Genomic DNA, 25,104 nt, shown 5'->3' with positions numbered 1-25,104 from the left:
TCCTAATCGGGGCATAAGTAGCTAACTTTGATGGAAGATAAGGTTCACTTTGTCAGTTTGGTTGTTGATTAAAAGTACTCTAAATTTATTTAGCAAATCTAAAGGATGGAAGTGGCATCCTTTTTTATAGCTGGCAGGTTTTTGGACCTGACAGTTATAAAAAAGATATAACGTACAGCGGGAATCCTGCTAACCAGAAAGCCTAGTGTTGGCGCTCCTTCATTCATTTTTAAAACTAGAATTCCTGATAATTGTAGTAAAAAAAGAATATTTTTTTGATAGGCTTCCCAACCTTTTTGATTTTTAAACGCTCTTTAGTAATAAAGACATCAATTGTGATAAACGAAACCCTACTCTCTAACTGCAAAAAAAAGCACCGTGATGCTCAGCGACAAGTGTATGACTATATGGCACCCAAGCTGTATCGCACTTGCAAGCGCTATCTTAAAAAGGAGGAAGATATTGAAGAAGTTTTGGCCGACGCTTTTTATACTATTTTCACCAAAATAGACCAGTTGAAAGAGGTGCTGGCTTTTGAGGCTTGGTGCCGAAAAATAACGGTGAATCACTGTTTGGCAGCAATTAAAAAAAGTACCAATTTCAATATGTATTTGGATGATGTGAAATTGCTTTCGCAACCATTTACTGAAGAAATCACAGCGCTTGAAGAAGCCGATTTATTGGAACTTTTGAATCATATTCCAGAGGGATGCAAAACTATTTTCACTCTTTTTGTGATAGAAGGCTATGGACACAAGGAGATTGCTAGTTTGTTGCAAATCTCTGAGGGCACCTCAAAATCACAATTGAATGCCGCCAAAAGTAAACTAAAGGAACTGGTGAACAACCTCTATTATCAAAAAGCAAAATAGGTATGGACTATCAAGATAAATTATTCGAACAAATAAAAGAAGCTGAGCGAAATGCTGAAAACCAAGATTTTCCTGCAATGGAAAAAGTATGGTCGCGCTTAGAAGAAAAACTAGATAAGAAAGAAGCTAAAAAAACTATCGCTTTATGGCAAAAAATCGCCGTAGCCGCATCGCTTTTATTGGTGCTTTCGATTGGCTTTCAGTTTTTGAATTCGCCTAGTCAGAAAAGTATTCAAGAAGCTCCAGAGGTGGTTACTACAACCACAAAGAACAATCCATCGGCTATTGAAACTAACGAAAATACAACCAATACTACTCCTATCATCATACCAAAAGCTGAAGCTGCAACAATCATCAACAATAGTATTGGGCAAGAAGTTGCGGTTCATAACGCGCAATCCAATGACACGATAATGAGTAGTGCAACAAATGCTATTAGTATTCCTGAAATCGCTGCAGCAATTGCAAGTTCGGAAGTAGCGGATGAAAAGGATGCTGAATCGAATGCAATAGAGCAAAAACTAGCGGCTCCTGCTTCAGTAGCCAAAGAGAAAGCCAGTTACAAAATGGCTTTTGCTGAAAAAAGTCAAGAGCGTGCTAAAAAAAGCAGTCCATTGGTCGTGATTGACAACACAGCGCTTTCGGACAGTAATGCCTCAAAAAGAGAACGCATAATGCAAGAAGGACTTTCAAATTTTAAACCCGAGAACTTGGAATCGGTGATAGTTTTAGACAATCCGCTTTATATCATTGATGGGCATTACTTTTCGGAGGATGATTTGTTTGGTCCACAGCCCAAGAGTCCTTATGCTCCTCTCAATCATCAAGACATTAAGACCATTGTCATTCTTAAAGACACCGATGCTGTTTCCAAATATGGTGAAAAAGGGAAAAAAGGAGTCGTAATTATCACTACAAAAACAGGAAAACCCGCAGTCCAAAAATAGGAATCCCCTAACACTAATCTTAAAAAAACACGATTATGAAAAACGTAAAACTTATTTCATTAGGCCTTGCTATGCTTATATGTTTCGTAACAAAAGCACAAGAAAAAACGATTACTGGAACCGTTTCTGACGCCTCAGCCCCGCTTCCTGGAGTGACCATTGTCAACAAAAACTCAAAAGCAAACGCTAGTACAAATTTTGATGGCAAGTATACCATTCAAGCGCAAAAAAGAGACCAATTGGTGTTTAGTTACATTGGTTATAAACCGCAAACTAAAAAAGTGGGAGAACAAAATATCATTAATGTAAAACTAGTGGCAGACCAAATGTCCCTAAATGAAGTAGTCGTAGTAGGCTACGGTAGTAACGCCGAATATGAATCTGACAATACTTTCTATGAAAAAAAGAAAGCCTCGACCGCAGCTTCAGTTCAAAAGCTGGAAGGTCGTGTCGCAGGATTGACCATTTCGTCTAACGCTATTGCCAACGCTCCGCAAAGCATCATCATTAGAGGAACGAATAGTATTTCTTCTAAAAATGAACCGCTCTATATCATCGATGGTGTACCTGTAAAATCGAATGCACTAGCTAAAATCAACCCAAACGATATTCAAGATATAAAAGTGCTCAAAGACAGTGCTGCTACTTCACTATATGGAGCAAAAGCTGCAAATGGTGTTTTGATTATCACCTCAAAAAATGAAATCTATAAAAACTTAAGTGAGAAAGAAATAAACAAAAGACTACAACAACTCCATCCTTATCAACCAGAACCAATCAATGATGAAGATTACGAAAGTTTTGTAGAAAATGCATTTGAAAGTCCAAAAACAGCGCCACTTTCCACTTTTTCTATTGATGTTGATAATGCCTCGTACACCAATGTAAGACGTATGATTAACAACGGACAAAAAGTACCTAAAGATGCGGTTCGCGTTGAGGAAATGGTTAATTTTTTCAAATACAATTACGCACAACCTAATGACCAACATCCGTTTGCTATTCAAACCGAATTGAGTCACAGTCCGTGGAATACCGATACTAAAATTTTGAAAATTGGATTACAAGGAAAAAACATTCCAACCCTTGATTTGCCAGCCTCGAATTTGGTTTTCTTAATTGATGTTTCAGGGTCTATGAGTGCTGCGAATAAGTTACCCTTACTCAAACAATCTATGAAAATTTTGGTAAATGAGTTGAGAGCCAAAGACAAAGTATCGATTGTAGTGTATGCTGGAGCAGCAGGTCTAGTATTACCTCCAACCTCTGGAGATGAAAAAGAAACCATAAATAATGCATTAGAACAACTCAACGCAGGTGGAAGTACTGCAGGTGGCGAAGGCATTACGCTTGCTTATAAAATTGCGGCAGAAAACTTCATCAAAGGAGGCAACAACAGAGTAATTTTGGCCACTGATGGAGATTTTAATGTAGGAAGTTCCTCCAATGCTGATATGGAAAATCTCATCGAAGAAAAAAGAAAATCTGGTGTATTCCTAACTTGTTTAGGCTACGGAATGGGAAATTACAAAGACAGTAAAATGGAGATATTGGCTAATAAAGGTAACGGCAATTATGCCTACATTGATACCATTCAAGAAGCGAATCGTTTTTTGGGTAAAGAATTTAAAGGCTCGATGTTTGCAATTGCTAAAGATGTAAAAATTCAAATTGAATTCAATCCCAACCAAGTGAAAGCTTACCGATTGATTGGGTATGAAAACCGAAAACTAAGACCCGAAGATTTTAAAAATGATGCCATTGATGCGGGAGAATTAGGCAGTAATCATTCGGTGACGGCTTTGTATGAAATTATACCTGCAGGCAGCAAAAGTAAATTTTATACAGAAGCGGATGAACTAAAATACACCACCACTACTCCAACAGAAAATAAATACACTAACGAGTTAGCGATCATAAAATTCCGTTACAAAAAACCAGATGGTGACCAAAGCATCGAAATGGTCCAAACCATTGAAAACAAAAGTACGATGTTGCAAAACACCAGCGATGATTTTAAATTTAGTAATGCCGTAGCTTGGTTCGGTTTAAAATTGAGAGATTCAAAACTGATTGCGAATTCTTCTTCAAAAGACATTATTGCTTTGGCAAAACAAGGCTTGTCAAACGACTCTGAAGGATACAAAGCCGAATTCATCCGCTTGGTAGAGGCTGTAAATTAAGAATTGATTTTAGTTTCTAACAGAAATAAAAAAGCGAGTAAGAATACAATCTTACTCGCTTAATGCTATTATAAAGGAAGTGCTTTAGGATTACACTTCAACATTCAAAAACTCCATACGAACACTTCCGTCTTCGTCAATTCGGGTCAATTGCACCTCGTGCAACGTATTCACTAAGGCTGGGTCCCAAGGGGTTTTCACTTTTACATAATTTTCGGTAAAACCGTGAATGTATCCTTCTTTATTTTCGCCCTCAAACAAAACTGTTCTTTGGGTACCCAATTGACTTTCGTAAAAAGCACGACGTTTCTTCACCGATAAACCACGTAACATTTTGCTACGTTTGGCGCGTACATTATTGGGAACCACGCCTTCCATTACAGCTGCCTCGGTGTTATCGCGTTCTGAATAGGTAAAAACGTGTAAATAAGAAATATCCAAATCATTCAAAAAATGATAAGTTTCTAAGAAGTGCTCATCGGTTTCTCCAGGAAATCCTACGATTACATCTACACCAATACAAGCGTCTGGCATTACTCTACGAATATTGGCAACTCTATCGGTATACACTTCACGTTGGTAACGACGTTTCATTTTACCCAAAATCTCATTACTTCCAGATTGCAAAGGAATATGAAAATGTGGCACAAATGTTCGGCTTTTGGAAACAAAATCAATCGTTTCGTTTTTCAACAAATTGGGCTCGATAGAAGAAATTCGAAGGCGTTCAATACCCTCCACTTCGTCAAGCGCTTTTACCAAATCAAGGAAGGTATGTTCGTGTTTTTTGTTCCCGAACTCTCCTTTTCCGTAATCGCCAATATTTACACCCGTAAGCACTATTTCTTTGATTCCTTGTTGCGAAATTTCGGCAGCATTTTGCAATACATTTTCTAAAGCATCACTTCTAGAAATTCCTCTCGCTAGTGGAATCGTGCAATAGGTACATTTGTAATCGCAACCGTCTTGTACTTTAAGAAAAGCTCTTGTTCTATCGCCAATTGAATAACTGCCTACATAAAAATCGGCTTCGGAAATTTCGCAAGAATGTACTTGACCAAAATCGTTTTTGGATAAATCGTTAATGTAATCTGCTAATTTGAATTTTTCTGTGGCACCCAGAACCAAATCTACACCGTCAACATCGGCGAGTTCTTCTGGTTTTAATTGTGCATAACAACCAACGGCAGCCACGAAAGCTTTGTCGTTCAGCTTCATCGCTTTGCGCACGACTTGCTTGAATTGTTTGTCTGCATTTTCTGTAACAGAACACGTATTAATAACATACATATCTGCTACTTCTTCAAAATCCACTCTTTCAAAGCCTTCTTCTTGAAGATTTCTCGCTATGGTTGACGTTTCTGAAAAGTTCAGTTTACAACCCAGCGTATAGAAGGCAACTCGTTTTTTATTTTCCATAAGATAGCTCAATTAATGAAATCGTTGTCAAAAAATTGAGGTTGCAAAATTACAAACAAAAATCAGGATATCGAAAGTTATACTTTAGAATTATTGCCATCTGATGTATTTTTTTTGTTAGAAGAAAATCGATTAGTCATTATATATCAACACTTTATCTTTAATCATAGATTCAGAAGCCGAAAATCCATATTGCATACTATATTTCCTACCTCAAATTTTGCAGATGATAATTTAAATTCTATATTGCATTGCAGTAAACACAAAAACCTAATGTGTTTACAATCAATTAATTAACAAAATGGGTAAGCCGAAAACCAACTAGAGTAGGCAAAAAAATTAGTTCAACTAACATGAAAGCATTTTTCCCCACAATCTACTTCATGCTATTGGCTATTTTGAGCAGCTACGGCCAAAATACTACTAGCAAAACAAACACTTTTCCAACAGTTGCCACCCTAACCAATTGGGCCAATTACAACTCACAACAAAAATTTGATTTAGAAATCCGTACTTTAGGATTTAAATTCGAAGTAAAAGAAGCCGAAACTAGCTCCATTGCTTATACTTACATCCGAAAAGTGATGATTGACGGTGTAAACTACACCGACAGAATTGTCTATAGAATTACCAACGATAACAGTGCGAGTATCATTACTTTGGTTACCGCCTCTACCGATTTGGTTACGTTATACAACCCACAACTTACAGCTTTTAAAAATGTAAAATGTGAAACCCCAATGGCAAAAGACAAAAACACCTCTTGCAATTGTTATGAAAGCAAGACACACGCTATTGACCTTTGTGATGAACGCGTAAAATTAACTATGGGTGACGGAAACAAATATTTTGTATCGGTAGCCAAAATTTAATCAATAGCTATAAAAACTAAAAACGGGAAAGTAACACTGCTACTTTCCCGTTTTTTTTATGAGATAAAAAAGTTTTAACTCAAAATATATCGTTCGATAACCTCAGCTACGCCGTGATTATTATTCGAAGCTACAATAACATCTCCAAAACCTCTCAATTCGGGAGTTACATTATCCACCCAAACGCCTAATCCCGCATATTGAATCATTGTCAAATCGTTTCCTGCATTTCCTACTGCAATAATTTCGCTTTGGTCAATATCTAATTTCTTCGCCAAAAATGCAATACTTGCGGCTTTATCAATGCCATTAGGGGCAACTTCCAAAAAGAAAGGTTTCGACATGGACACACTTAAATCTGGCATGGCTTGTTTCAAATCACTTTCTACCGTTTTCAAATAAGAAGGGTCTTCAAGTAAAATACATTTTACTGCATTAGAAGTCACAGCCGCTTTAAAATCAGCAACTAGTTCGTGCGGCATACCCGTTATGCTTCGTTCAACCTCAATAAATTCAGAGTGGGTTTCGCTTACAATCGTATCATTAATATACGTAATGATATGCGTTTTCATTTTCAAACTATAATCATGCAGCTCATGAATTTGCTCTTTAGTCAACGATTGCTCAAAAATTACGGTATCCTTTTTTAAATCAGTAACTACAGCACCATTGAACGAAATCATGTAACTATTTTGCAAGTCTTTTGCATAATGTGTCATCGCTGGCGTAGGCCTTCCTGATGCCAAAACCACTTCGACTCCCTTTGCTTGTGCCATTGCAATCATGGCTCTATTTTCTTTAGAAATGGTATGATTGTCTGTCAACAGCGTGTCATCCATATCTAAAACTAGCATTTTGTATTTCATAACTTATGGAAACAATTTAAATACTCATTCTAAAATCCTCGATAACTGGATTCGCCTTGGCAAAATCTGTTTCTTGAATAAAAATTTCAATGGCCAAATCGGAACCACCAAATCCACCCAAACGAGCCGATTGAATATTATCTTTTTTTACGGTATCGATTCCCGCTGTTTCTAATTTTTCTTGTAAGGCTAGTGCTAATATTTCACTGCCTGAAAACACTTTCATTAATCCCATACTGTTTTATGTTTGTTGTTGAACTTAACCGCAAAGTCCGCAAGGAATTACGCAAAGAAGCGCAACGATTATAATGTTTATTATCTTTTCAAAATCTAACTTCAAAAATCTACTCTCTAAATTTCTTCATCATCGTCCTCTTCTTCTTCTTCTTCATCGAAATCAAATTCAAAAGGTTCGATTAGCATTTTCTCTGCCAACAAATCAATTCGCTCCGTAATCTGTTCCGCAAAAATGATACGCTGCGTTTTGGCAATACTGTTTGAAATACGCATAATTTTGGTTTCGTGACGTAATTTCAATATAGGGTCAGTGTCATCAATGATGAACATTTTTAAACGATTGACATTGTAACCTGCAGAAGAAAACATTTCATTCAATCGACTAGGTGTCCCAATCAAAACATCAATACCGGTTGAAATATAATTTTTGTCATAATCCAAATCACCTTTATCGTGTACACCGTATACTTCTAATTTGGTATATCGATTGTATTTATCAAAAAGCTCCTCCATTGCCAATACCTTAGCTTTGTCTTCTACTACGATAAGTGCTCTTGGAGATTCTTCACTGGAACCCGCCAAACGCTGAATTACATTGATTACAATAGTCGTTGTTTTTCCGCTTCCTTTCGGCGCAACAATCAAACAATCTGCTCCGCTTTTTAGCGTAGAAAAAGTCTCCTGTTGCATAGCGTTGGCTTCTACCAAACCATTTTCAATCAATGCCTTTTGAAGATTCTCGTTTATCTTTTTTAATTTCATTTGCCTATTTAAATTTTAGGTTTTAGGCTTTTTAATTTAAAAACCCATTAAATCAAAACTATATATTTTGATTTATGCCAATTTATAATTCACCCTTCGGGCGGTTAGATTCGCTATTTACTAGCAAATAACTTCACATCCGTTTCAGAGATTTCGCTTCCACCCAGAATTATCAAGCGTTCCACTACATTGCGCAACTCTCGAATATTTCCTGTCCAATCGTATTCTTGCAGTAAGCTAATGGCAGCTTCCGAGAATTTTTTCACAGCATTTCCTTGTTCTGAAGCAATTTTCTCTGCAAAATGTGTAACCAACATCGGAATATCGGTGCGACGTTCATTCAATGCAGGAACTTTAATCAAAATAACCGCCAAACGATGGTACAAATCTTCTCTAAAACGACCTTCGGCTATCTCTTGCTTCAAATCTTTGTTAGTTGCAGCTACCACGCGAACATCGACTTTAATATCTTTGTCAGCTCCTACTCTCGTAATCATACTTTCTTGCAACGCACGTAATACTTTGGCTTGAGCCGAAAGACTCATATCGCCAATCTCGTCCAAGAAAATAGTGCCTTTATCTGCTGCTTCAAACTTGCCTGCACGGTCTTTTACAGCCGAGGTGAAGGCGCCTTTGACGTGTCCAAACAACTCACTTTCTATCAATTCTGACGGAATAGCAGCACAGTTCACTTCGATTAAAGGAAAACTTGCACGTTCGCTTTTCTCGTGCAATTGATGGGCTACTAATTCTTTTCCAGTTCCGTTGGGTCCTGTAATTAATACCCTAGCTTCGGTAGGAGCCACTTTATCAATCATCATTTTGATATGATTAATGGCTTCGCTCTCGCCAATCATTTCGTAGTTTTTGCTGACTTTTTTCTTTAGAATTTTATTCTCAACTACTAATTTTTTTCGGTCTAAGGCATTGCGAACGGTATTCAACAAACGGTTCAAATCGGGCGGTTTCGAGATGTAATCAAAAGCGCCCAAACGCATCGTATTGATGGCCGTTTCCATATCGCCGTGGCCTGAAATCATCACCATTGGAATTTCAGGTTTGATTTTTTTGACAGCTTCCAATACTTCGACCCCGTCTAATTTTGGCATTTTGATATCACAAAGCACCAAATCATAATCGGTGTTTTTTATTTTCTCTAAACCTACAGCGCCGTCTTCTGCCTCGTCTACCTGATAGGTATCATTCTCTTCTGAAAGAATTTTGACCAAAACCCTACGAATCGCTGCTTCGTCTTCTATAATTAATATTTTACTCATCCTTAACAATTTTCAAATTTTAAAAATTCCAAATTCCAATAGTTGGATTTTGGGATTTACTTTTTGGGATTTAATACTTCAACCACTTATACAATTCTTTCCAACTTGGTTTTTTACCGTACATTAAAATACCCACGCGATAAATTTTGGAAGCAAACCAAACTACCAACAAAAACGTTCCGAATAAGAGTACTATCGAAAGCAAAATTTGCCACAAAGGTACGCCAAAAGGAATACGCATTAGCATCACGATTGGCGATGTCAAAGGCACAATCGAGAAAATGGTAGCTACCGTGCCGTGAGGGTCATTGATTACCGTAAAAAATCCGATATAAACGCCCAAAATCAAAGGCATAATAATCGGCAACAAAAACTGTTGCGAATCGGTTTCGTTATCAACCGCAGCACCGATTGCAGCATAAAAGGAACTGTACAAAAAGTACCCTCCAATGAAATAAATCACAAAACAAGTCAGTAAAGTTCCTATCGGAAGATTCCATAATTCGGCTATATACAATTGTGCTGTACTTGCTATTTCGTGTTGTGCTGCTTGCATTACTTCGGGCGGAACTTTAGAAGTAGGTCCTAAATTGACACCGAAAAACAAGGAAGCACCCAAAAACAATCCCAAACCTATAATCGCCCAAATTAAAAACTGAAGAATTCCTGCCAACGAAGTTCCAATGATTTTACCCATCATCAACTGAAAAGGTTTTACCGAGGAAATAATGATTTCTATGATACGATTGGTTTTTTCTTCGATTACGCTTCGCATCACCATATTGCCATAAATCACGATAAACATCATAATCAAATACCCAAAGGCACCACCAATGGCAATTTTAATTTCATTCAATCCTTTCAAACTTTCCTCACCCGAGGCTTTACTCAAACTGATGTTGATATTGGACTGCGCTTTATGTATCGCCACCGTATCCAATTTTGCGGATTGAAAATTGAGTTGGGTGATTTTTTTATCCAAAATATCCTGAACTTCCTCAATAAAAGTGATACTTGGACTATCATTGGATATGAATTGAATCTTCTTATCTAACTCGGCAATAGATGCCGTTTTAGGAATTTGCAACACACCCTCAAAACGCTCTTGCGTGATGCTATCTTTGAGGGCTTTCACGTCTAAAACCGACAAATCCAAATACTGGTATTCACTATCTTTTTTATTTTTAGCCATAAAATCAGCAACAAACAAACCTGTTTCGTCGTGAACCGCAATTTGCTTGGTATCGGCTTTCATAGACGCCAAATAACTAACAAAAACAGCAATTCCAACAAACAATAACGGACTCAAAAAAGTCATTACGATAAACGATTTGTTGCGCACCTTGGCTATAAATTCTCTTTTTATAATCAACGAGATCATACTCATATAGTTATTTTTTAAAAATCAAAAGATAAATTCCAAATTCCAATATTTTTGATATTTGGAATTTTAAAATTTAAAAAGATTATTTTTCAGTTACAGTTTTAATAAAGATATCGTTCACACTTGGAATTTTTTCCACAAAATGCGTCACTTGACCACGTTGCGTAAGGACTTGCAACAATTCGTTGGGTGTCCCAGTACCTAGCTGAATTTCTAATTTCAATTCTTGATTCAAAGACTTGAAATGGGCTGGACCCACGGTAAACTTCTGTGTCAAATCATACATCAAGCCTTCGACATTATTTGTCAAAATGCCGACTTCAAAACTATTAGAGCGGTATTGGCGTTTTACTTCTTCCAATTTTCCTTCTATCAACTTATTCGATTTATGAATCAAAGCGATATGGTCACACAATTCCTCTACACTTTCCATTCTATGGGTCGAGAAAATGATGGTCGTACCCTTATCCTTTAAGCCTAAAATCTCATCTTTAATAATATTGGCATTCACAGGGTCAAAACCTGAAAAAGGCTCATCAAAAATCAACAATTTGGGTTGGTGTAACACACACACCACAAACTGAATCTTTTGCGCCATTCCTTTGGACAACTCCTCGATTTTCTTGTTCCACCAGCCTTTGATGTCTAATTTCTCAAACCAATAGTCCAACTGAATCTTGGCTTCTTTTTTAGAAAGCCCTTTCAGCTGCGCCAAATACAAACACTGCTCGCCCACTTTCATCGATTTGTACAAGCCTCTTTCTTCGGGTAGATAGCCGATTTGTTGTATATGATGGGGTTGTAATTTTTCGCCATCCAAAAGCACTTCGCCACTATCGGGCAACGTAATCTGATTGATGATACGAATTAAAGAGGTTTTTCCGGCACCATTAGGTCCTAATAAACCATAAATACTGCCTTTGGGTATCGAAAGCGAAACAGAATTAAGCGCTACATAATCGCCATATTGCTTCACTACATTTTTTACCTCGAGAATACTACTCATAGCTTGATTTTTAGAATTGCAAAAATAGGTAATTAGTAGTCAACAACGCCCAATTGTTACAGAAAATGCGGCTTTTTACAGCAATAAAACCAAACGAACTTCAACTCTAAACTTGATGTCGTTTCTTGTTTTTTAGGAGCAGCACGAATCGATAATTCAATCACGAGTCGTCCCGCTTTCCGCTACACCCGAGCGAAGCGAACTGACGAAGTAATCTTTGCTGCCGAACCCCGGCATCAAAGGATTTCCACTGCAACCGGGGCTAAAAAGTACGTTTTACTATTTCAATTACCTTTTTAATACCAACAGATTTGCACCCCAAACTCTCAAATTAATACATTTAAAATTTGAATACCTACAAGGTCAAAAAAAGACCTTGCAGGAAACACTGCAAAAAACTCTATTGCGCTTCCGACCTGCAAGGTTTTCAAAACCTTGTAGGTCTTTCGCATTACTCGATATTTAAAAACTTGCGAATCTGCGATACTAAAATTTCCAGCAATATTTCTTTAATATGAATACCTACAAGGTCAAAAAAAGACCTTGCAAGAAATGAACGACAAAACTGTTTTTGAGCTTTCCGACCTGCAAGGTTTTCAAAACCTCGTAGGTCTTTCGCCTTACTCAATATTTAAAAACTTGCGAATATGCGATACTAAAATTTCCAGCAATACTTTTTTAATCTGAATACCTACAAGGTCAAAAAAAGACCTTGCAGGAAACACTGCAACAAAACTCTATTGCGCTTCCGACCTGCAAGGTTTTCAAAACCTTGTAGGTCTTTCCCCTTATTCAGCATTTAAAATTTGCGAATTTGCGGTATCACATACTTTTAACTATGTTACCCAATTTCAAAAAACCTTAATACAAACATCAAGTACACCAAAAATATTTGTAAATAAAATTGTATATATTTGAATTAAACAACACAATCATCATTACTTATAATGAAAAAAATAACTCTATTCGTTTTACTATTGCTTACCTTCGGTCTACAAGGACAAAACTTAACCGAAAAACAGTTAAATGAACTAGAAACTTTTGGAATACCAACTAAAAAATTCGACTATAACAACGAAATCATTCAAGCTAAACTTAAACTAATTCTTTTAAAAGACAAAAAAAGAAAAACGAATTTAGTTACTGGAATTGTCTTTTCCTCATTAGCAATTGCAACAACAGCTTTTGGCGCAAAAATAATAGATAACTCCAAAAATAATGAGGAGGGAGTGGGACAAGCCATAGGCAGTATGTTTGTAGTGGGCGGCATAATTGAATTAGGAATTTCTGTCCCTTTTTATATCTCCTCGCATAAAAAAAAAAAAGAGCGAGACAAGCTCATAGAAATGTACCAATCTGAAGCAAATCATTGATTTTACCAAAACATATACTATTGCACTTCAGTTCAAAAATCATAGGCAATACTAGAAATCTAAGTATTGACTTTTCACTCAAAAAAAAAATCCCTATGCTACAAAAACATAGGGATAAATATAAAATAAGATTAAAAAAATTAAGAAAACATATCTTTAACTTTCTCAAAGAATGATTTGTCTGATTTTTCAGGATGCGGTGTAAAATTATCGTCGTTCAACGCATTTTCAAAGAATTGTTTCTGTTCTTTGGTCAATGTTTTTGGAGTCCAAACATTCACGTGAACTAATAAATCCCCACTTCCATAACCATTAATACTTGGAATTCCTTTTCCTTTCAAACGTAATATTTTTCCAGATTGAATACCTTCTTCTAATTTGATTCGTACTTTTCCGTTTACTGCTTCGATATCTTTAGAAACTCCCAAAACCGCTTCAGCAAAACTGATGTACAAATCGTAGTGTAAATTCTCACCTTCACGTTTCAAGAACTCGTGCTCCAATTCTTCAATTGCTACAATCAAATCACCAGGAATACTATTCCCAGGAGCGTCGTTTCCTTTTCCAGAAACTTTCAATTGCATCCCATCAACAACACCTGCTGGAATTTTAATAGAAACCGTTTCATCTTCTAAAATCATTCCTTGTGCATCGGCATTGTTTGGTTTTTTATCCAAAATTTGACCTGAACCACCACAAGACGGACAAGTAGACGCCGATTGCATACGACCCAAAATAGTATTGGTCACACGCATCACTTGTCCTTGACCATTACAAGTTGTACACGTTTTATAAGTAACACCCGGTGCTTGAACCTTACGTTTTACTTTTACTTTTTTCTCAACACCATTGGCAATTTCTTCCAATGTCAATTTGACTTTAATTCGCATATTGCTTCCTTTGGCACGACGAGGACCTCCGCCTCCGCCTCCGAAACCGCCAAAGCCACCTCCGAAGATATCTCCAAACTGACTAAAAATATCGTCCATATTCATACCGCCATGACCGCCAAATCCGCCAGCACCTTCAAAAGCTTGGTGACCATATTGATCATATTTCGCTTTCTTTTGTGGATCGCTTAATACTTCATAGGCTTCGGCAGCCAATTTGAATTGCTCTTCGGCTGCAGGATTGTCAGGGTTTTTGTCAGGATGGAACTCTAATGCTTTTTTGCGGTATGCTTTTTTGATTTCAGCTTCCGAAGCATTTTTAGATATTCCTAATATTTCGTAAAAATCTTTTTTCATTTTATATGATGCTATTACAGGTAGCTACAACACGCTACTTTGAATTCTGATTTACTGTCCAATAACCACTTTTGGGAAACGAATGATTTTATCCCCCAATTTGTATCCTTTCTCTAATACATCTACAATTTTTCCTTTCAAATCGTCAGACGGTGCAGGAATTTGCGTAATTGCTTCTGCAAAATCCGCATTAAAATCATCTCCTGTTTTTACGTCAACCATTTCTAAACCTTTGGTTACCAAAGTACCTTTTAGCTTTTCGTGAATCAATTCCACTCCTTTAGCTAATAATTCATCCTCAGATTTGTTGATTTCAACCATAGCACGATCAAAATCGTCCAAAACAGGTAATAAAGCCAATAAAACTTCTTGATTGGCTGTTTTGAATAACTCAATACGTTCTTTTGAAGTTCGTCTTTTGTAGTTTTCAAACTCAGCGAATAAGCGCAAGAATTTATCTTTTTCTTTGGCTAAATCTTGTGCTAATTGTTCTTCAACACTTAATTCTTCAATGATTAGTTGCTCTCCATTTGCATTATTCTCTAACGTTGCATCATCTATTTCTTGATCGAACTCTGTATTTTCAGTAGTCATATTGCTTTTATTTTTAAAAAATTTTTTAAACATCCTTTTTGATTCTCTACATTCTTTCTCAAAAGTATTGCCAAAACTGGTAAAATGTCAAATTGTCATACGTATTATTACTCCAAGCTCTACCCAAGATGATTACAACTTCTCTCCGTTTTTACGAACTTCATAAAAATTTAATATAATTTTAAGACTATCACGAAATAGTTTACCTAAATTTGTCAATCTATTATTTCAATATATAATTTATACACAGAGAATTATTCCCGTTTTTAGTTAATTATTAATTCAGCATTGTTTATAATAAAAAAAGCTTCGTTTATCAAAACGAAGCTTTTTTTGTTATGTCAATTTACTACTGTAATTGTCGTTTAAGTCCGTCATAATCAAGAACAACTTGTTCTCCTGACACCAAGTTTTTTAAAGCAAAAGTTCCCGATTCTAATTCTTGTGTCCCGATAATCACTGCAAACGGAATGCCTCTTTTGTCAGCATATTGCAATTGTTTACCCATTTTGACAGCATCAGGATACAATTCTACTTTAATACCCTCGGCTCTAAGTTTTTGAATGGTTTGCATCGCAGCAAAAGCTTCGGTTTCACCGTAATTCACAAACAACGCTTTTGAAGTAGCAGCAACCGTATCTGGGAACAATCCCAACTCTTCAATTACCAAATAAATACGGTCCAAACCAAAAGAAATCCCCACACCACTCATATTTTTCAAACCAAAAATACCAGTTAAGTCGTCATATCTTCCGCCACCGCCAATCGAGCCCATAGCAACAGTTTTAGGTGGGGCAATTTCAAAAATAGCTCCTGTATAATAATTCAATCCTCTTGCCAAAGTCACGTCCAAATCCAGCTGTGCAGTAGCTAGTCCGAGTTGGGTCACTTTTTCGCAAATGAATTGCAATTCTTCAACACCTTTCATCCCTTCTACTGAAACAGAAAGCAATTGTGACAATTGGTTGATTTTCTCTGTAATCGTTCCTGTAAAACTAAACAACGGTTGTACTTTGGCAATGGCTACTTCAGAAATGCCTTTTTCAATCATTTCTTTCTTAACGCCGTCTTCACCAATTTTATCCAGTTTATCCAATGCAACTGTAAAATCAATCAGCTTATCCGAAGCACCAATCACCTCAGCAATTCCAGATAAAATTTTACGATTATTGATTTTGATGGTCACGCCTGCTAATCCCAAAGCTGTAAAAACCGTGTCATACAATTGTACCAACTCCACTTCTTGCCACAATGATTTGGAACCTACCACATCCGCATCGCACTGAAAAAATTCTCTAAAACGCCCTTTTTGTGGACGGTCGGCACGCCAAACCGGCTGAATTTGATATCTTTTGAACGGAAACTCAATTTCACTTTGATGTTGTACCACGTAACGCGCAAAGGGTACGGTCAAATCATAACGCAAAGCTTTCTCAGAAATACTCGCAGTCAATTTTAGACTGTCTTTGTTCTCTAAATGCGTTGCATTGGCTTTTGACAAATAATCGCCCGAATTCAAGATTTTAAAAATCAAGCGGTCGCCTTCTTCACCATATTTTCCCATCAAAGTATCTGAGTTCTCAAAGGATGGAGTTTCTATAGGTTGAAAGCCAAATTTTTCAAAATTGCTTTTTATCGTTTGAATAATGTATTGTCTTTTGGCCACTTCGGCTGGCGAAAAATCGCGCGTTCCTTTGGGTATACTGGGTTTTGAAGCCATTGTAAAATGAATTTTCAATTAGGTTTGCAAATATCTTACTTTTTAAAAGAAATCCTATCCAAAAAAAGTGGGTTTTATATTTCTTCAACAAACCAATCTTATTTTTGAACCATTTAAGGCAGTTAAGGTCATATAAGTTTTTAAATATGCAAAAGTTATTGTGGTAGATTTTGGCTAAAGCCCAATACAAAACTCCTTTTTCAGAATGGGCTAAAGCCCATTCCTATTGATTTAAAAAATAAAAATGAGGTTTTAACCAAATAGGGAACGGTAAATTTTACTCTAATCTTTTATGACCTTACATTCCTTATATGGTTATTTTATTGCTTCTGTAATTACCCACTCAGTTGAAGTCAGCATCCAAAATCAAAGTATACGTTTTCTTTTGAACCAAAAATAGATGACCAACGCAATGACCACCATCACGCCCAAGGTCATAAAATAGCCGAGAGGCCATTGCAGTTCGGGCATATTTTCAAAGTTCATTCCGTAAATACCCGCAATAAATGTCAAGGGCAAAAAGAAAGCCGAAAAGATGGTCAACAATTTCATCACATCATTACTTTTTTGTGCGTTGACCGAAAGATAGGTATTCAGTAAGTTATTCGCATTTTCGAGCACTTCGTCATAATTGAGTAGCAAACTCAGCAGCTTGTCTTTGATGTCTTGCAAAGCAGTTTTGGAGGATTCGCTCACTTCGAGTTGGTGAATGACATTTTGAAAAATCTGCAATAGCTTTTTGGTGATACGGGTTTGTGCTTTCAAGAAATACAGCTCTTCCAGAGATATTTTGGAATAATCTTGCAGGAAAATAGTCTTTTCGATTTGAATGATTTTTTCATCTAAGTCGTTCAAAGGAACTTGATAAGTTTCTACCATTTTATGGATAAGATAAATCAAAATCTCTTCGGGCGTTTTGTGGTCTTTTTTTACCGTTTCCAAAAAAGCAAACGGACTGCGATGAATCGTGATGATTTTGTGTCCGTTGTAAAAAAAGGCGATTTTATGCGACAATTCATTGATAGTAGTCGCTTTACTGGCCATTCTTGGCGTAAAAGCCCTCAGAATTAAAAAATTATAATTGGGCTGTTTTTCAAATTTGGGCAAATGGCCTCGCTCCAAACTATCTTTAATTTGAAAATAATCCAATTGGTATTCTTGGGCAATTTTATCTAGATTTTCTTTGTTGGGTTGGCAAATATCTATCCAAACAAAGTTGTCGAATTGTGTTTTTGTGAGGGTTGGTGGTGTCATTTTTTTTTGTGTGTATTCAATCCATTAAATTTGAGAACCCTAGATTTCAAGACTCATATACTATAGAATTTTCAAATCTATTATTTTTTTGGTGTATGTATTGTTCAAAATTAAAAAATCAAATGACCATAATTTCCAATTTGTTTCCAAATACCATTCGCATCTTTGCTAAAGATAATTTTCAAAACACCGAAATATTCATCTGTCTTTTCACCTAAAAAAACACCTTTACTCTTAATATCTACTTCAACAAAAGCAAATTGGTTATTTGATGAATAGACTGGTTCGCTCACCAAAAAATAAAATCCATCAACATTATTAGTAGTTTCTACTGTGAAATATTTCTTCTCAGCAATTTTTATTTTCTTAGACTTAAATTTTTGACAGGCTTGACTTAAATATTTTTTTTCATCATCGCTAATTAAAACATCATACTCTTTTTGAGAAAATATATAGACATTATTAAATGGATGATGTTCATCTTCTTCAATTTCTTTGATAACTTTTTCATCTTTCAGATCTATATTATCGAGCCAAAAACTTTTAGGATAAAACAAAACTGTTGAATCAACTAATATGAATTTTTTTGGAATTCTTCCCCCTAAAATTTTGACTATATCAAAATTTTTTTTGTTTTCAAATATGATTTTGTAGAAGTTATCTGCTTGAGAAAAGCAAAAATTACAGATAAACAAAAACATCAAACAAATTAGTTTATTTTTCACGATTGTATTTTTTTTTAAATTAATAAAAAAACAACTCCATATAAATTTTAAGATACATTTGAAAACTTTGTTAATCAAGATAAAAGTTTATAAAACAAAAAAGTATATTATTTGCTAATTTCTTTTAATACCTTATCAATTAGATCAGCACAGTTCAAAACAAAATTATCATCTACTTCTATTAATGTTTCAATTTCAGAGACATCTTCTTCGTCAAAAAAGCTTTCTCCTTTCAATTTTATTCTGAATGGGAGAAATTCAGATTTTAACAACAAAGTATCATAACTTCTCCCTTTACCGTGTTTTAACACATTAATCGCACATATAAAATCATCAAAACGGTCGTGGAGTTTTAAGTTTTGATTAACCAAAAGCCTTTTTTTGGCTTCTTTAAATCCGTTTTCACAAGATAGGTTATCCTGCAATATTGCATCAAACATAGAAAACATACCAATAGCAAATATTACCTTTTGGAATTGAATCATTTGAAGATTTTTTACAAGAATTGTTGATCCACTTGTTTGAAGCGCATCTATTATTTTCGAATTAGTCTCTTCTAATACCTCCAATGTGAATGATGTACTACGGTATATTAATTCTTCAAACCTATGCATATTCTTTTTTTCCATTAATAAAATTCCCATTATCTAAAACTTTAAGGAATTAAAAACAAAACTAATTATCATTAAGCCAATTACTTATTTGCGCTAAAATACAAATAATGGTTTCTTTTGAACACCTACAATTTTATTGATAGTTCCAAATGCCCTCCTAAACCTAGCTCAACAATTTTTTGAAGTGTTGAAAATCTAACTTCTTTAACATTGTTTTCAATCTTAGAGATATAGGATTTTGTAGTTCCTGCTTTTTCAGCAAGTTCTTCCTGCGTCAGACCTTTTTGAACCCTAGCTTCATAAATCATTGCACCAATTTTAAAATTCTCATATCCAGCATCCAATTCGTCTCTTTTTACCGTTCCAATTTTTCCGTAATGTTTGTCTTTGAACTGGTCAAGTGTTTTTAGATTATTATTTTTCGTTTTCATATTCGCTTATCCATAATATACAAACATACTAAAGTTGCACTAAAGTGAAACTTTTTGTTAATGAAATTTAACCGCAAGGTTCGCAAAGTTTTACGCAAGGTTCGCAAAACTGCTAAAAATATAAGTCATAGAAGTTTTTATTGAAGCTGTGAAATTCAACTGCAAAAGACACAAAGATGTCAGCCAAGTTCGGAAAGAAACACTTAAATGTCCTTATATGCCTTATATGGTTTTAAAAAAAACAGAAGGTTTGTGGATTTGAAATTTAGTGTTTTTTGAAAACCAAACTTGTAACAAAAATTGTATTTTCGTGACAAACTTGTATGATGCTAAAATTATTCAAAGAAAATATTAAAATTGCGTTGGGTTCAATCAAAACGCAATTGCTGCGTACCATTCTTACGGTACTGATTATTGCTATTGGAATCACGGCTTTGGTGGGAATTTTGACCGTAGTGGCGGCTTTAGAAAATCAAATTTCGTCGGATTTTGCCTCGATGGGTGCCAATACTTTCAACATCAATCAATACGAAAATACGACGCGAAACCGTGGCGGTGGCGAACGAGAAATCATCAACCCGATTATCTCCTACCCAGATGCCGTGGCGTTTAGAAACAAATACAAATATCCTTTTACCGAAACTTCGATTTCGTTTACCGCAAGCTCGGCCGCCGAAGTGAAATACCTGAACACCAAAACAGACCCAGAAAACAAAATCGTGGGCGTGGACGAAATGTATGCGGTGAATTCGGGATTGGATTTTAGTGCGGGACGAAATTTCACGAGTTTTGACATTGCCAACAATGCCTTTGTGTGTATCGTAGGCTCGGATTTTGAAAAAGGACTTTTGAAAGACGTCAATCCTATCGACAAAGTCATTTCGATTCGCGGAGCCAAATTCAGAGTCATTGGAGTACTTAAAGAAAAAGGTTCCACTTTTGGCAACAGTCAAGATTTGCGCGTGTTGATTCCGATTCAAGTAGCGCGTTCGCTCTTTAGTGCCCCGAACATCAATTACAGTTTGAGCGTAATGGTGGGCAAAAAAGAATTGTTGGACCAAGCCGTAGACAACGCCACTAGCGTAATGCGTCGCGTACGAAAATTAAGCCCCGTAAAAGACAACAACTTTGGTGTAGTGCGCAGCGATGATTTAATCAACCGTATTCTAGGCATCACTCAATATTTAGGTTTAGCTGCTTGGCTCATTGGAGTGATTACCATTTTTGGTTCATCCATCGCTTTGATGAATATTATGATAGTTTCGGTAACCGAAAGAACCCGAGAAATTGGCGTTCGAAAAGCCTTAGGCGCCAAGAAATCGACCGTGGCGATTCAGTTTTTTATCGAAACCTTACTCATTGGTCAAATCGGCGGACTCGTCGGAATCTTTTTCGGAATCTTAATCGGTTTTGGTATCGCGAGCGCAATGGATTTTGCCTTCGTCATCCCGTGGGGCGCCATCTTAGCTGCTTTTGCTACTAGTTTTATGGTGGCCATTGTTTCTGGATTATATCCCGCGATAAAAGCTTCGAAACTCGACCCAATTGAAGCATTGCGGTACGAATAAATATTTGGGCGTGACCCCATAAAAAAAAGGGACCTACTCAGCAATCGTGCTAGTCGGTCCCCTTTTTTTATGCGGTCGGGCTATACGCACTACTTCGGTAGTTAGCTGCTATCCCTCACGCGGAACAACGAGTAAAGATTTCAAATTTGACATCAAAAATCATCAATCAACAATCAAATCCGTATTTCTTTTTGTAAAAAAACTAGATTAAAATACTCTAGAAGTACTGTCAAATCGAGCGCAGTCGAGATTCACAAGCTGTTCTCGACTGCGCTCGAACTGACAAAAAATCTATTTTACATTAAAACTCAACAATCAAATCTTTTTTTCTTGAATAAAAAACCAATTTAAATTGTCAAACCCTTCCTGTCAAATCGAGCGCAGTCGAGATTCACGAACTGTTCTCGACTGCGCTCGAACTGACAAAAAATGAATTAAATATTTTACAGCAAGTCCTCAGCTACAAAGAAGCCAAAATCATCCTGTCATTCCCGTAAATGTCTTTTCGTAATTCAACGTTTTGAAAACCTAAATCTTTTAACAAATCAACCGTTTCTTTGCCCAAATACTGATTGATTTCAAAAAACAACTTTCCGTTGGGACGCAAACTTTTCAATGCTAACGTTCCAATTTTTCTGTAAAAAATCAAAGCATCATCATCGGCTACAAACAATGCCAAATGCGGCTCATATTCCAATACATTATTCTTGATTTCTTGCTTTTCTAAATTGCGAACATAGGGCGGATTCGAAACAATGACATCATAGCTTTCCAATAAATCGGTTGTTTCCAAAATGTTTTGAAGTATAAAGTGCACTTCTACTCCATTTAACTTCGCATTACCTTTTGCTACTTCCAAAGCCTTTTCCGAAACATCAATAGCCGAAACTTTGGCCTCTGCCAACTGCTTTTTCAAACTAATCGGAATGCAGCCACTTCCCGTTCCAATATCAAGAATAGAGAAGTTATTTGTCATTTCTCTTTTGGAACAATCTTGCAGCACCCATTCGACCAACTCTTCGGTTTCGGGTCTTGGAATCAACACGTTTTCATTAACTTCAAAATCCAATCCATAAAAATTGGTTTTTCCTAATAGGTACTGTATCGGGATTTCTTTTTTTAAATCTTCTAAAATGCTATTCCAAACCACGAGTTCGGCCTCAGAAAAAGTCAAATCGGGTTGCAACGCCAAATCGATTCTTTTAAGTTGGCGCTTGGCTTCCAAAATCAAATAGAAAAAACTTTCGGCCTCGCCTTCCTCATAAATAGAAGAAAGTTCCTGAATAAAATGAGTTCTGTAGGCTCTTATTGTCATAATTAGCGGTTAAATATTGATTTAAAAGTAGTGCTTACAAATCTTTCAGCATCCAAACCGGACAACTGCTATGACCTGTATTTCCCATAGCACTGCACAAATACTCAAAACCTGTTTTCTTATACAACTTTTGAGCGGAATGCATAAACGGCATCGTTTCGAGGTAACATTGCTCAAACCCAAATTCTTTGGCAGCTTGCAAACAAATAGCCATCATTTCGCTACCAATTCCTTTTCCTCGAGTGGCAGGCAAAAAGTACATTTTTTGCAATTCGCAAATGGTTTCTTTTTCATTGGCCAAAGGCGCAATTCCTGCACAACCTACTACTTCACCCTCTTGCTCAACCACAAAATAAACAGAACGTGGCTTGCTGTATTCCTCAAACATCAAATCCAAATAGGGGTCTTCGTAAGCGGTGCCTACTTTTGGAATTTCCAATTCATCAAAAACAGCTCTAATTAACTTTGCCACGGCAGGATTGTCCTTCTTTTCAATTTTTCTAATAGTCCAAGATGTCATTGTACTTTATCTTCTTTGGTTAGTCTGACAAAAATAGCATTGTTAATTGACAAATTAGCGAAATCTAACGCCCAAAAAATAGTACTTTTGCATAGTGAGCACAAATGAAACTTATATAAAACGTTGCATCGAACTAGCCAAAAATGGCTTAGGCACTACGTACCCTAACCCGATGGTAGGAAGCGTAATTGTAGCCAACGGAAAAATAATTGGCGAAGGTTGGCACAAAAAAGCCGGAGAACCTCACGCAGAAGTGCACGCCATCAATTCAGTAAAAGACAAATCGCAATTAAAAGACGCTACTATTTATGTAAGTCTTGAACCTTGCAGTCATTTTGGGAAAACACCACCTTGTGCAGACTTGATTGTTCGAAGTGAAATTCCAAGAGTAGTTATTGGAACGGTAGACCCTAACCATCAAGTGGCAGGTAAAGGCATAGAACGTTTGAAAAATGCGAGCATTGAAGTGACAGTTGGTGTACTCGAAAAAGAATGCCAAGAACTCAACAAACGCTTTTTTACGTTTCATAACCAAAAACGCCCCTACATTATCTTAAAATGGGCCGAAAGCCAAGATGGTTTTATCGCTCCATCCCCAAAACCGAATCACGAACGCGCTCCGATTTGGATTACCAATCCCTACTCTCGACAGTTGGTACACAAATGGCGTAGCGAAGAACAGGCAATTTTGGTGGGAACACAAACGGTACTTGCCGACAATCCAAAATTAGACACTAGAGATTGGCACGGACAACATCCAACTCGAATACTAATTGACCGAGAAGGACGCCTACCTGAGGAAAGTTTTGTTTTGGACCAAAGTGTTCCGACACTGATTTTTACATCAAAAAAAGATAATGAAAACAAGGAGAATTGTACTTTTGAAATCCTAGATTTCAATCAAAACATTGTACCACAACTCCTGCAAAGGTTATATGAGCACCGTCTTCAATCTGTTATAATTGAAGGTGGCACCACTACCATTCAGCATTTTATTGACTCGAATATGTGGGATGAAGCACGGATTTTTATTGGAGCAATTTCTTTTCATTCAGGAACAAAAGCACCGATACTCCAAAAAAAGAATCCAAATAAGTCAACTATTGCAACTGACGAACTTTTAATACTTAGCAATTATGATTAATGCCATCATTTTTGATTTTGGAGATGTATTTATCAATCTAGACAAGCAAGCCACACAAGACCAGTTACAAGCATTGGGTCTCAAGGCTTGGAATGAAGAATTGGACGCTCTAAACATAGCTTTTGAAAAAGGCGATTGTACAAGAGAAGCTTTTTTAAACGGTTTTCAAAAACAAATCCCCAATGCGAGTCAAGAAGAAATTCTTGCAGCTTGGAATTCGGTTTTACTTGATTTTCCCTTGTATCGCTTAGAATTTTTACAATTATTATCGCAAAAATACCGCTTGTTTTTGTTGAGCAATACCGATGCAATTCATATTGACACTTTTGAGCAAAAAACAGGAAGTTCATTTTATGGCGCTTTTTACCAATGTTTTGAAAAAGTGTATTTTTCTTTTGAAGTAGGCATGCGAAAACCCGATGCCGAAATTTATTTGCACGTTTTGCAACAAAATGATTTGTCACCCAAAAGAACCTTGTTTGTAGACGATAAAAAAGAAAACACTGATGCAGCTCAAGCGCTCGGACTTCAAGTTTGGAATCTGCAAGTCGGCAAAGAAGATGTAGTCGATTTATTCGAAAAGAACAACTTGGGATAAAACTTTAAAATGTATCCAAAAAAGCCAACTGCTCCTCCTTTAGCCCCGATTGCTTCGCCAGTTCGCTTCGCTCGTGTGCAGCGGCATCCTTTTTTTTATTTTACCCTGTCAGGGTTTTGAACCCTGACAGGGTAAAATAAAAAAGATATAGCGGATAGCGGGAACCCTTGCCAACT

General features: G+C 36.4%; 24 protein-coding genes. 8 read left to right on the top strand and 16 right to left on the bottom strand.

Annotation, left to right across the window (positions count from 1 at the left end; all coding sequences use genetic code 11):
• Positions 1-407: 407 nt before the first annotated feature.
• From ACZ1AQ_RS10365 to ACZ1AQ_RS10355, 3 genes are read left to right on the top strand one after another with little or no spacing between them, the layout of a single operon-like run.
• The gene (locus tag ACZ1AQ_RS10365; RefSeq protein ID WP_489632833.1) at positions 408-872 is read left to right on the top strand and encodes an RNA polymerase sigma factor; all 465 of its coding nucleotides are present in this window, start codon (positions 408-410) and stop codon (positions 870-872) included.
• A gap of 2 nt (positions 873-874) precedes the next feature.
• Positions 875-1,819: a hypothetical protein gene (locus ACZ1AQ_RS10360; RefSeq protein WP_489632828.1), complete on the top strand. Its 945-nt coding sequence runs from the start codon at positions 875-877 to the stop codon at positions 1,817-1,819.
• 35 nt (positions 1,820-1,854) lie between these two features.
• A complete protein-coding gene (locus ACZ1AQ_RS10355) occupies positions 1,855-4,002 on the top strand; it encodes a vWA domain-containing protein (protein WP_489632827.1) in 2,148 nt (715 codons plus the stop codon).
• 90 nt (positions 4,003-4,092) lie between these two features.
• On the opposite strand, the gene mtaB is transcribed toward ACZ1AQ_RS10355, so the two are convergent.
• On the bottom strand, positions 4,093-5,421 hold the full coding sequence (gene mtaB, locus ACZ1AQ_RS10350; protein WP_489632826.1) for a tRNA (N(6)-L-threonylcarbamoyladenosine(37)-C(2))-methylthiotransferase MtaB: 1,329 nt from the start codon (positions 5,419-5,421) through the stop codon (positions 4,093-4,095).
• A gap of 353 nt (positions 5,422-5,774) precedes the next feature.
• Here mtaB and ACZ1AQ_RS10345 point away from each other — a divergent pair, with 353 nt between their 5' ends.
• Positions 5,775-6,293 carry a hypothetical protein gene (locus ACZ1AQ_RS10345; protein ID WP_489632825.1) on the top strand — a complete coding sequence of 173 codons (519 nt, stop codon included), beginning with the start codon at positions 5,775-5,777 and terminating at the stop codon, positions 6,291-6,293.
• Positions 6,294-6,367: 74 nt separating this feature from the next.
• Here ACZ1AQ_RS10345 and ACZ1AQ_RS10340 read toward each other — a convergent pair whose 3' ends face one another.
• The 6 genes from ACZ1AQ_RS10340 to ACZ1AQ_RS10315 form a co-directional block, all read right to left on the bottom strand.
• Positions 6,368-7,159, bottom strand: coding sequence for a Cof-type HAD-IIB family hydrolase (locus ACZ1AQ_RS10340; protein WP_489632824.1), 792 nt, complete (start codon positions 7,157-7,159; stop codon positions 6,368-6,370).
• 16 nt (positions 7,160-7,175) lie between these two features.
• Positions 7,176-7,394 carry a putative signal transducing protein gene (locus tag ACZ1AQ_RS10335; RefSeq protein WP_159682878.1) on the bottom strand — a complete coding sequence of 73 codons (219 nt, stop codon included), beginning with the start codon at positions 7,392-7,394 and terminating at the stop codon, positions 7,176-7,178.
• A 116-nt stretch (positions 7,395-7,510) separates the two neighbouring features.
• On the bottom strand, positions 7,511-8,158 hold the full coding sequence (locus tag ACZ1AQ_RS10330; RefSeq protein ID WP_489632823.1) for a DEAD/DEAH box helicase: 648 nt from the start codon (positions 8,156-8,158) through the stop codon (positions 7,511-7,513).
• Between the two features lie 113 nt (positions 8,159-8,271).
• Positions 8,272-9,435 (bottom strand): sigma-54-dependent transcriptional regulator, encoded by a 1,164-nt coding sequence (locus ACZ1AQ_RS10325; RefSeq protein WP_315171681.1) that lies wholly within the window; start codon positions 9,433-9,435, stop codon positions 8,272-8,274.
• A gap of 70 nt (positions 9,436-9,505) precedes the next feature.
• Positions 9,506-10,822, bottom strand: coding sequence for an ABC transporter permease (locus ACZ1AQ_RS10320; RefSeq protein ID WP_489632822.1), 1,317 nt, complete (start codon positions 10,820-10,822; stop codon positions 9,506-9,508).
• Between the two features lie 79 nt (positions 10,823-10,901).
• Positions 10,902-11,825, bottom strand: coding sequence for an ABC transporter ATP-binding protein (locus tag ACZ1AQ_RS10315; RefSeq protein ID WP_489632821.1), 924 nt, complete (start codon positions 11,823-11,825; stop codon positions 10,902-10,904).
• A gap of 947 nt (positions 11,826-12,772) precedes the next feature.
• On the opposite strand from ACZ1AQ_RS10315, the gene ACZ1AQ_RS10310 reads away from it, so the two are divergent.
• Positions 12,773-13,198, top strand: coding sequence for a hypothetical protein (locus ACZ1AQ_RS10310; protein ID WP_489632820.1), 426 nt, complete (start codon positions 12,773-12,775; stop codon positions 13,196-13,198).
• Between the two features lie 140 nt (positions 13,199-13,338).
• Here the strand turns inward: ACZ1AQ_RS10310 and dnaJ are convergent, their stop codons facing one another.
• From dnaJ to ACZ1AQ_RS10275, 7 genes are all read right to left on the bottom strand, one after another.
• On the bottom strand, positions 13,339-14,445 hold the full coding sequence (gene dnaJ / locus ACZ1AQ_RS10305; RefSeq protein ID WP_489632819.1) for a molecular chaperone DnaJ: 1,107 nt from the start codon (positions 14,443-14,445) through the stop codon (positions 13,339-13,341).
• Positions 14,446-14,496: 51 nt separating this feature from the next.
• Positions 14,497-15,072 (bottom strand): nucleotide exchange factor GrpE, encoded by a 576-nt coding sequence (locus tag ACZ1AQ_RS10300; RefSeq protein WP_489632818.1) that lies wholly within the window; start codon positions 15,070-15,072, stop codon positions 14,497-14,499.
• 316 nt (positions 15,073-15,388) lie between these two features.
• Positions 15,389-16,759, bottom strand: coding sequence for a histidine--tRNA ligase (hisS, locus tag ACZ1AQ_RS10295; protein ID WP_489632817.1), 1,371 nt, complete (start codon positions 16,757-16,759; stop codon positions 15,389-15,391).
• Positions 16,760-17,125: 366 nt separating this feature from the next.
• Positions 17,126-18,013, bottom strand: coding sequence for a CorA family divalent cation transporter (locus ACZ1AQ_RS10290; RefSeq protein WP_489632816.1), 888 nt, complete (start codon positions 18,011-18,013; stop codon positions 17,126-17,128).
• Positions 18,014-18,123: 110 nt separating this feature from the next.
• Entirely contained in the window at positions 18,124-18,738 is a 615-nt protein-coding gene (locus ACZ1AQ_RS10285; protein ID WP_489632815.1) for a hypothetical protein, read from the bottom strand.
• Positions 18,739-18,845: 107 nt separating this feature from the next.
• Positions 18,846-19,382, bottom strand: a complete 537-nt coding sequence (locus ACZ1AQ_RS10280) for a hypothetical protein (RefSeq protein WP_489632814.1) — start codon at positions 19,380-19,382, stop codon at positions 18,846-18,848.
• Positions 19,383-19,477: 95 nt separating this feature from the next.
• A complete protein-coding gene (locus ACZ1AQ_RS10275; RefSeq protein ID WP_489632813.1) occupies positions 19,478-19,783 on the bottom strand; it encodes a helix-turn-helix domain-containing protein in 306 nt (101 codons plus the stop codon).
• Positions 19,784-20,106: 323 nt separating this feature from the next.
• Between ACZ1AQ_RS10275 and ACZ1AQ_RS10270 the strand changes: the two genes are divergently transcribed.
• Positions 20,107-21,351 (top strand): ABC transporter permease, encoded by a 1,245-nt coding sequence (locus ACZ1AQ_RS10270; RefSeq protein WP_201296272.1) that lies wholly within the window; start codon positions 20,107-20,109, stop codon positions 21,349-21,351.
• Positions 21,352-21,811: 460 nt separating this feature from the next.
• On the opposite strand, the gene prmC is transcribed toward ACZ1AQ_RS10270, so the two are convergent.
• Together prmC and ACZ1AQ_RS10260 are read right to left on the bottom strand one after the other, a co-directional pair.
• The gene (prmC, locus tag ACZ1AQ_RS10265) at positions 21,812-22,666 is read right to left on the bottom strand and encodes a peptide chain release factor N(5)-glutamine methyltransferase (protein ID WP_489632812.1); all 855 of its coding nucleotides are present in this window, start codon (positions 22,664-22,666) and stop codon (positions 21,812-21,814) included.
• Between the two features lie 34 nt (positions 22,667-22,700).
• A complete protein-coding gene (locus ACZ1AQ_RS10260; RefSeq protein WP_489632811.1) occupies positions 22,701-23,186 on the bottom strand; it encodes a GNAT family N-acetyltransferase in 486 nt (161 codons plus the stop codon).
• A gap of 94 nt (positions 23,187-23,280) precedes the next feature.
• On the opposite strand from ACZ1AQ_RS10260, the gene ribD reads away from it, so the two are divergent.
• Positions 23,281-24,330: a bifunctional diaminohydroxyphosphoribosylaminopyrimidine deaminase/5-amino-6-(5-phosphoribosylamino)uracil reductase RibD gene (ribD, locus tag ACZ1AQ_RS10255; RefSeq protein WP_489632810.1), complete on the top strand. Its 1,050-nt coding sequence runs from the start codon at positions 23,281-23,283 to the stop codon at positions 24,328-24,330.
• The gene (locus ACZ1AQ_RS10250) at positions 24,323-24,928 is read left to right on the top strand and encodes an HAD family hydrolase (RefSeq protein WP_489632809.1); all 606 of its coding nucleotides are present in this window, start codon (positions 24,323-24,325) and stop codon (positions 24,926-24,928) included. The genes ribD and ACZ1AQ_RS10250 overlap by 8 nt, the downstream gene beginning before the upstream one ends.
• Positions 24,929-25,104: the final 176 nt, after the last annotated feature.

This window comes from Flavobacterium sp. UM26 (assembly GCF_057922445.1).
The sequence above is the reverse complement of the archived record's forward strand: the minus strand, read 5'-3'. Positions and strand labels throughout refer to the sequence as shown.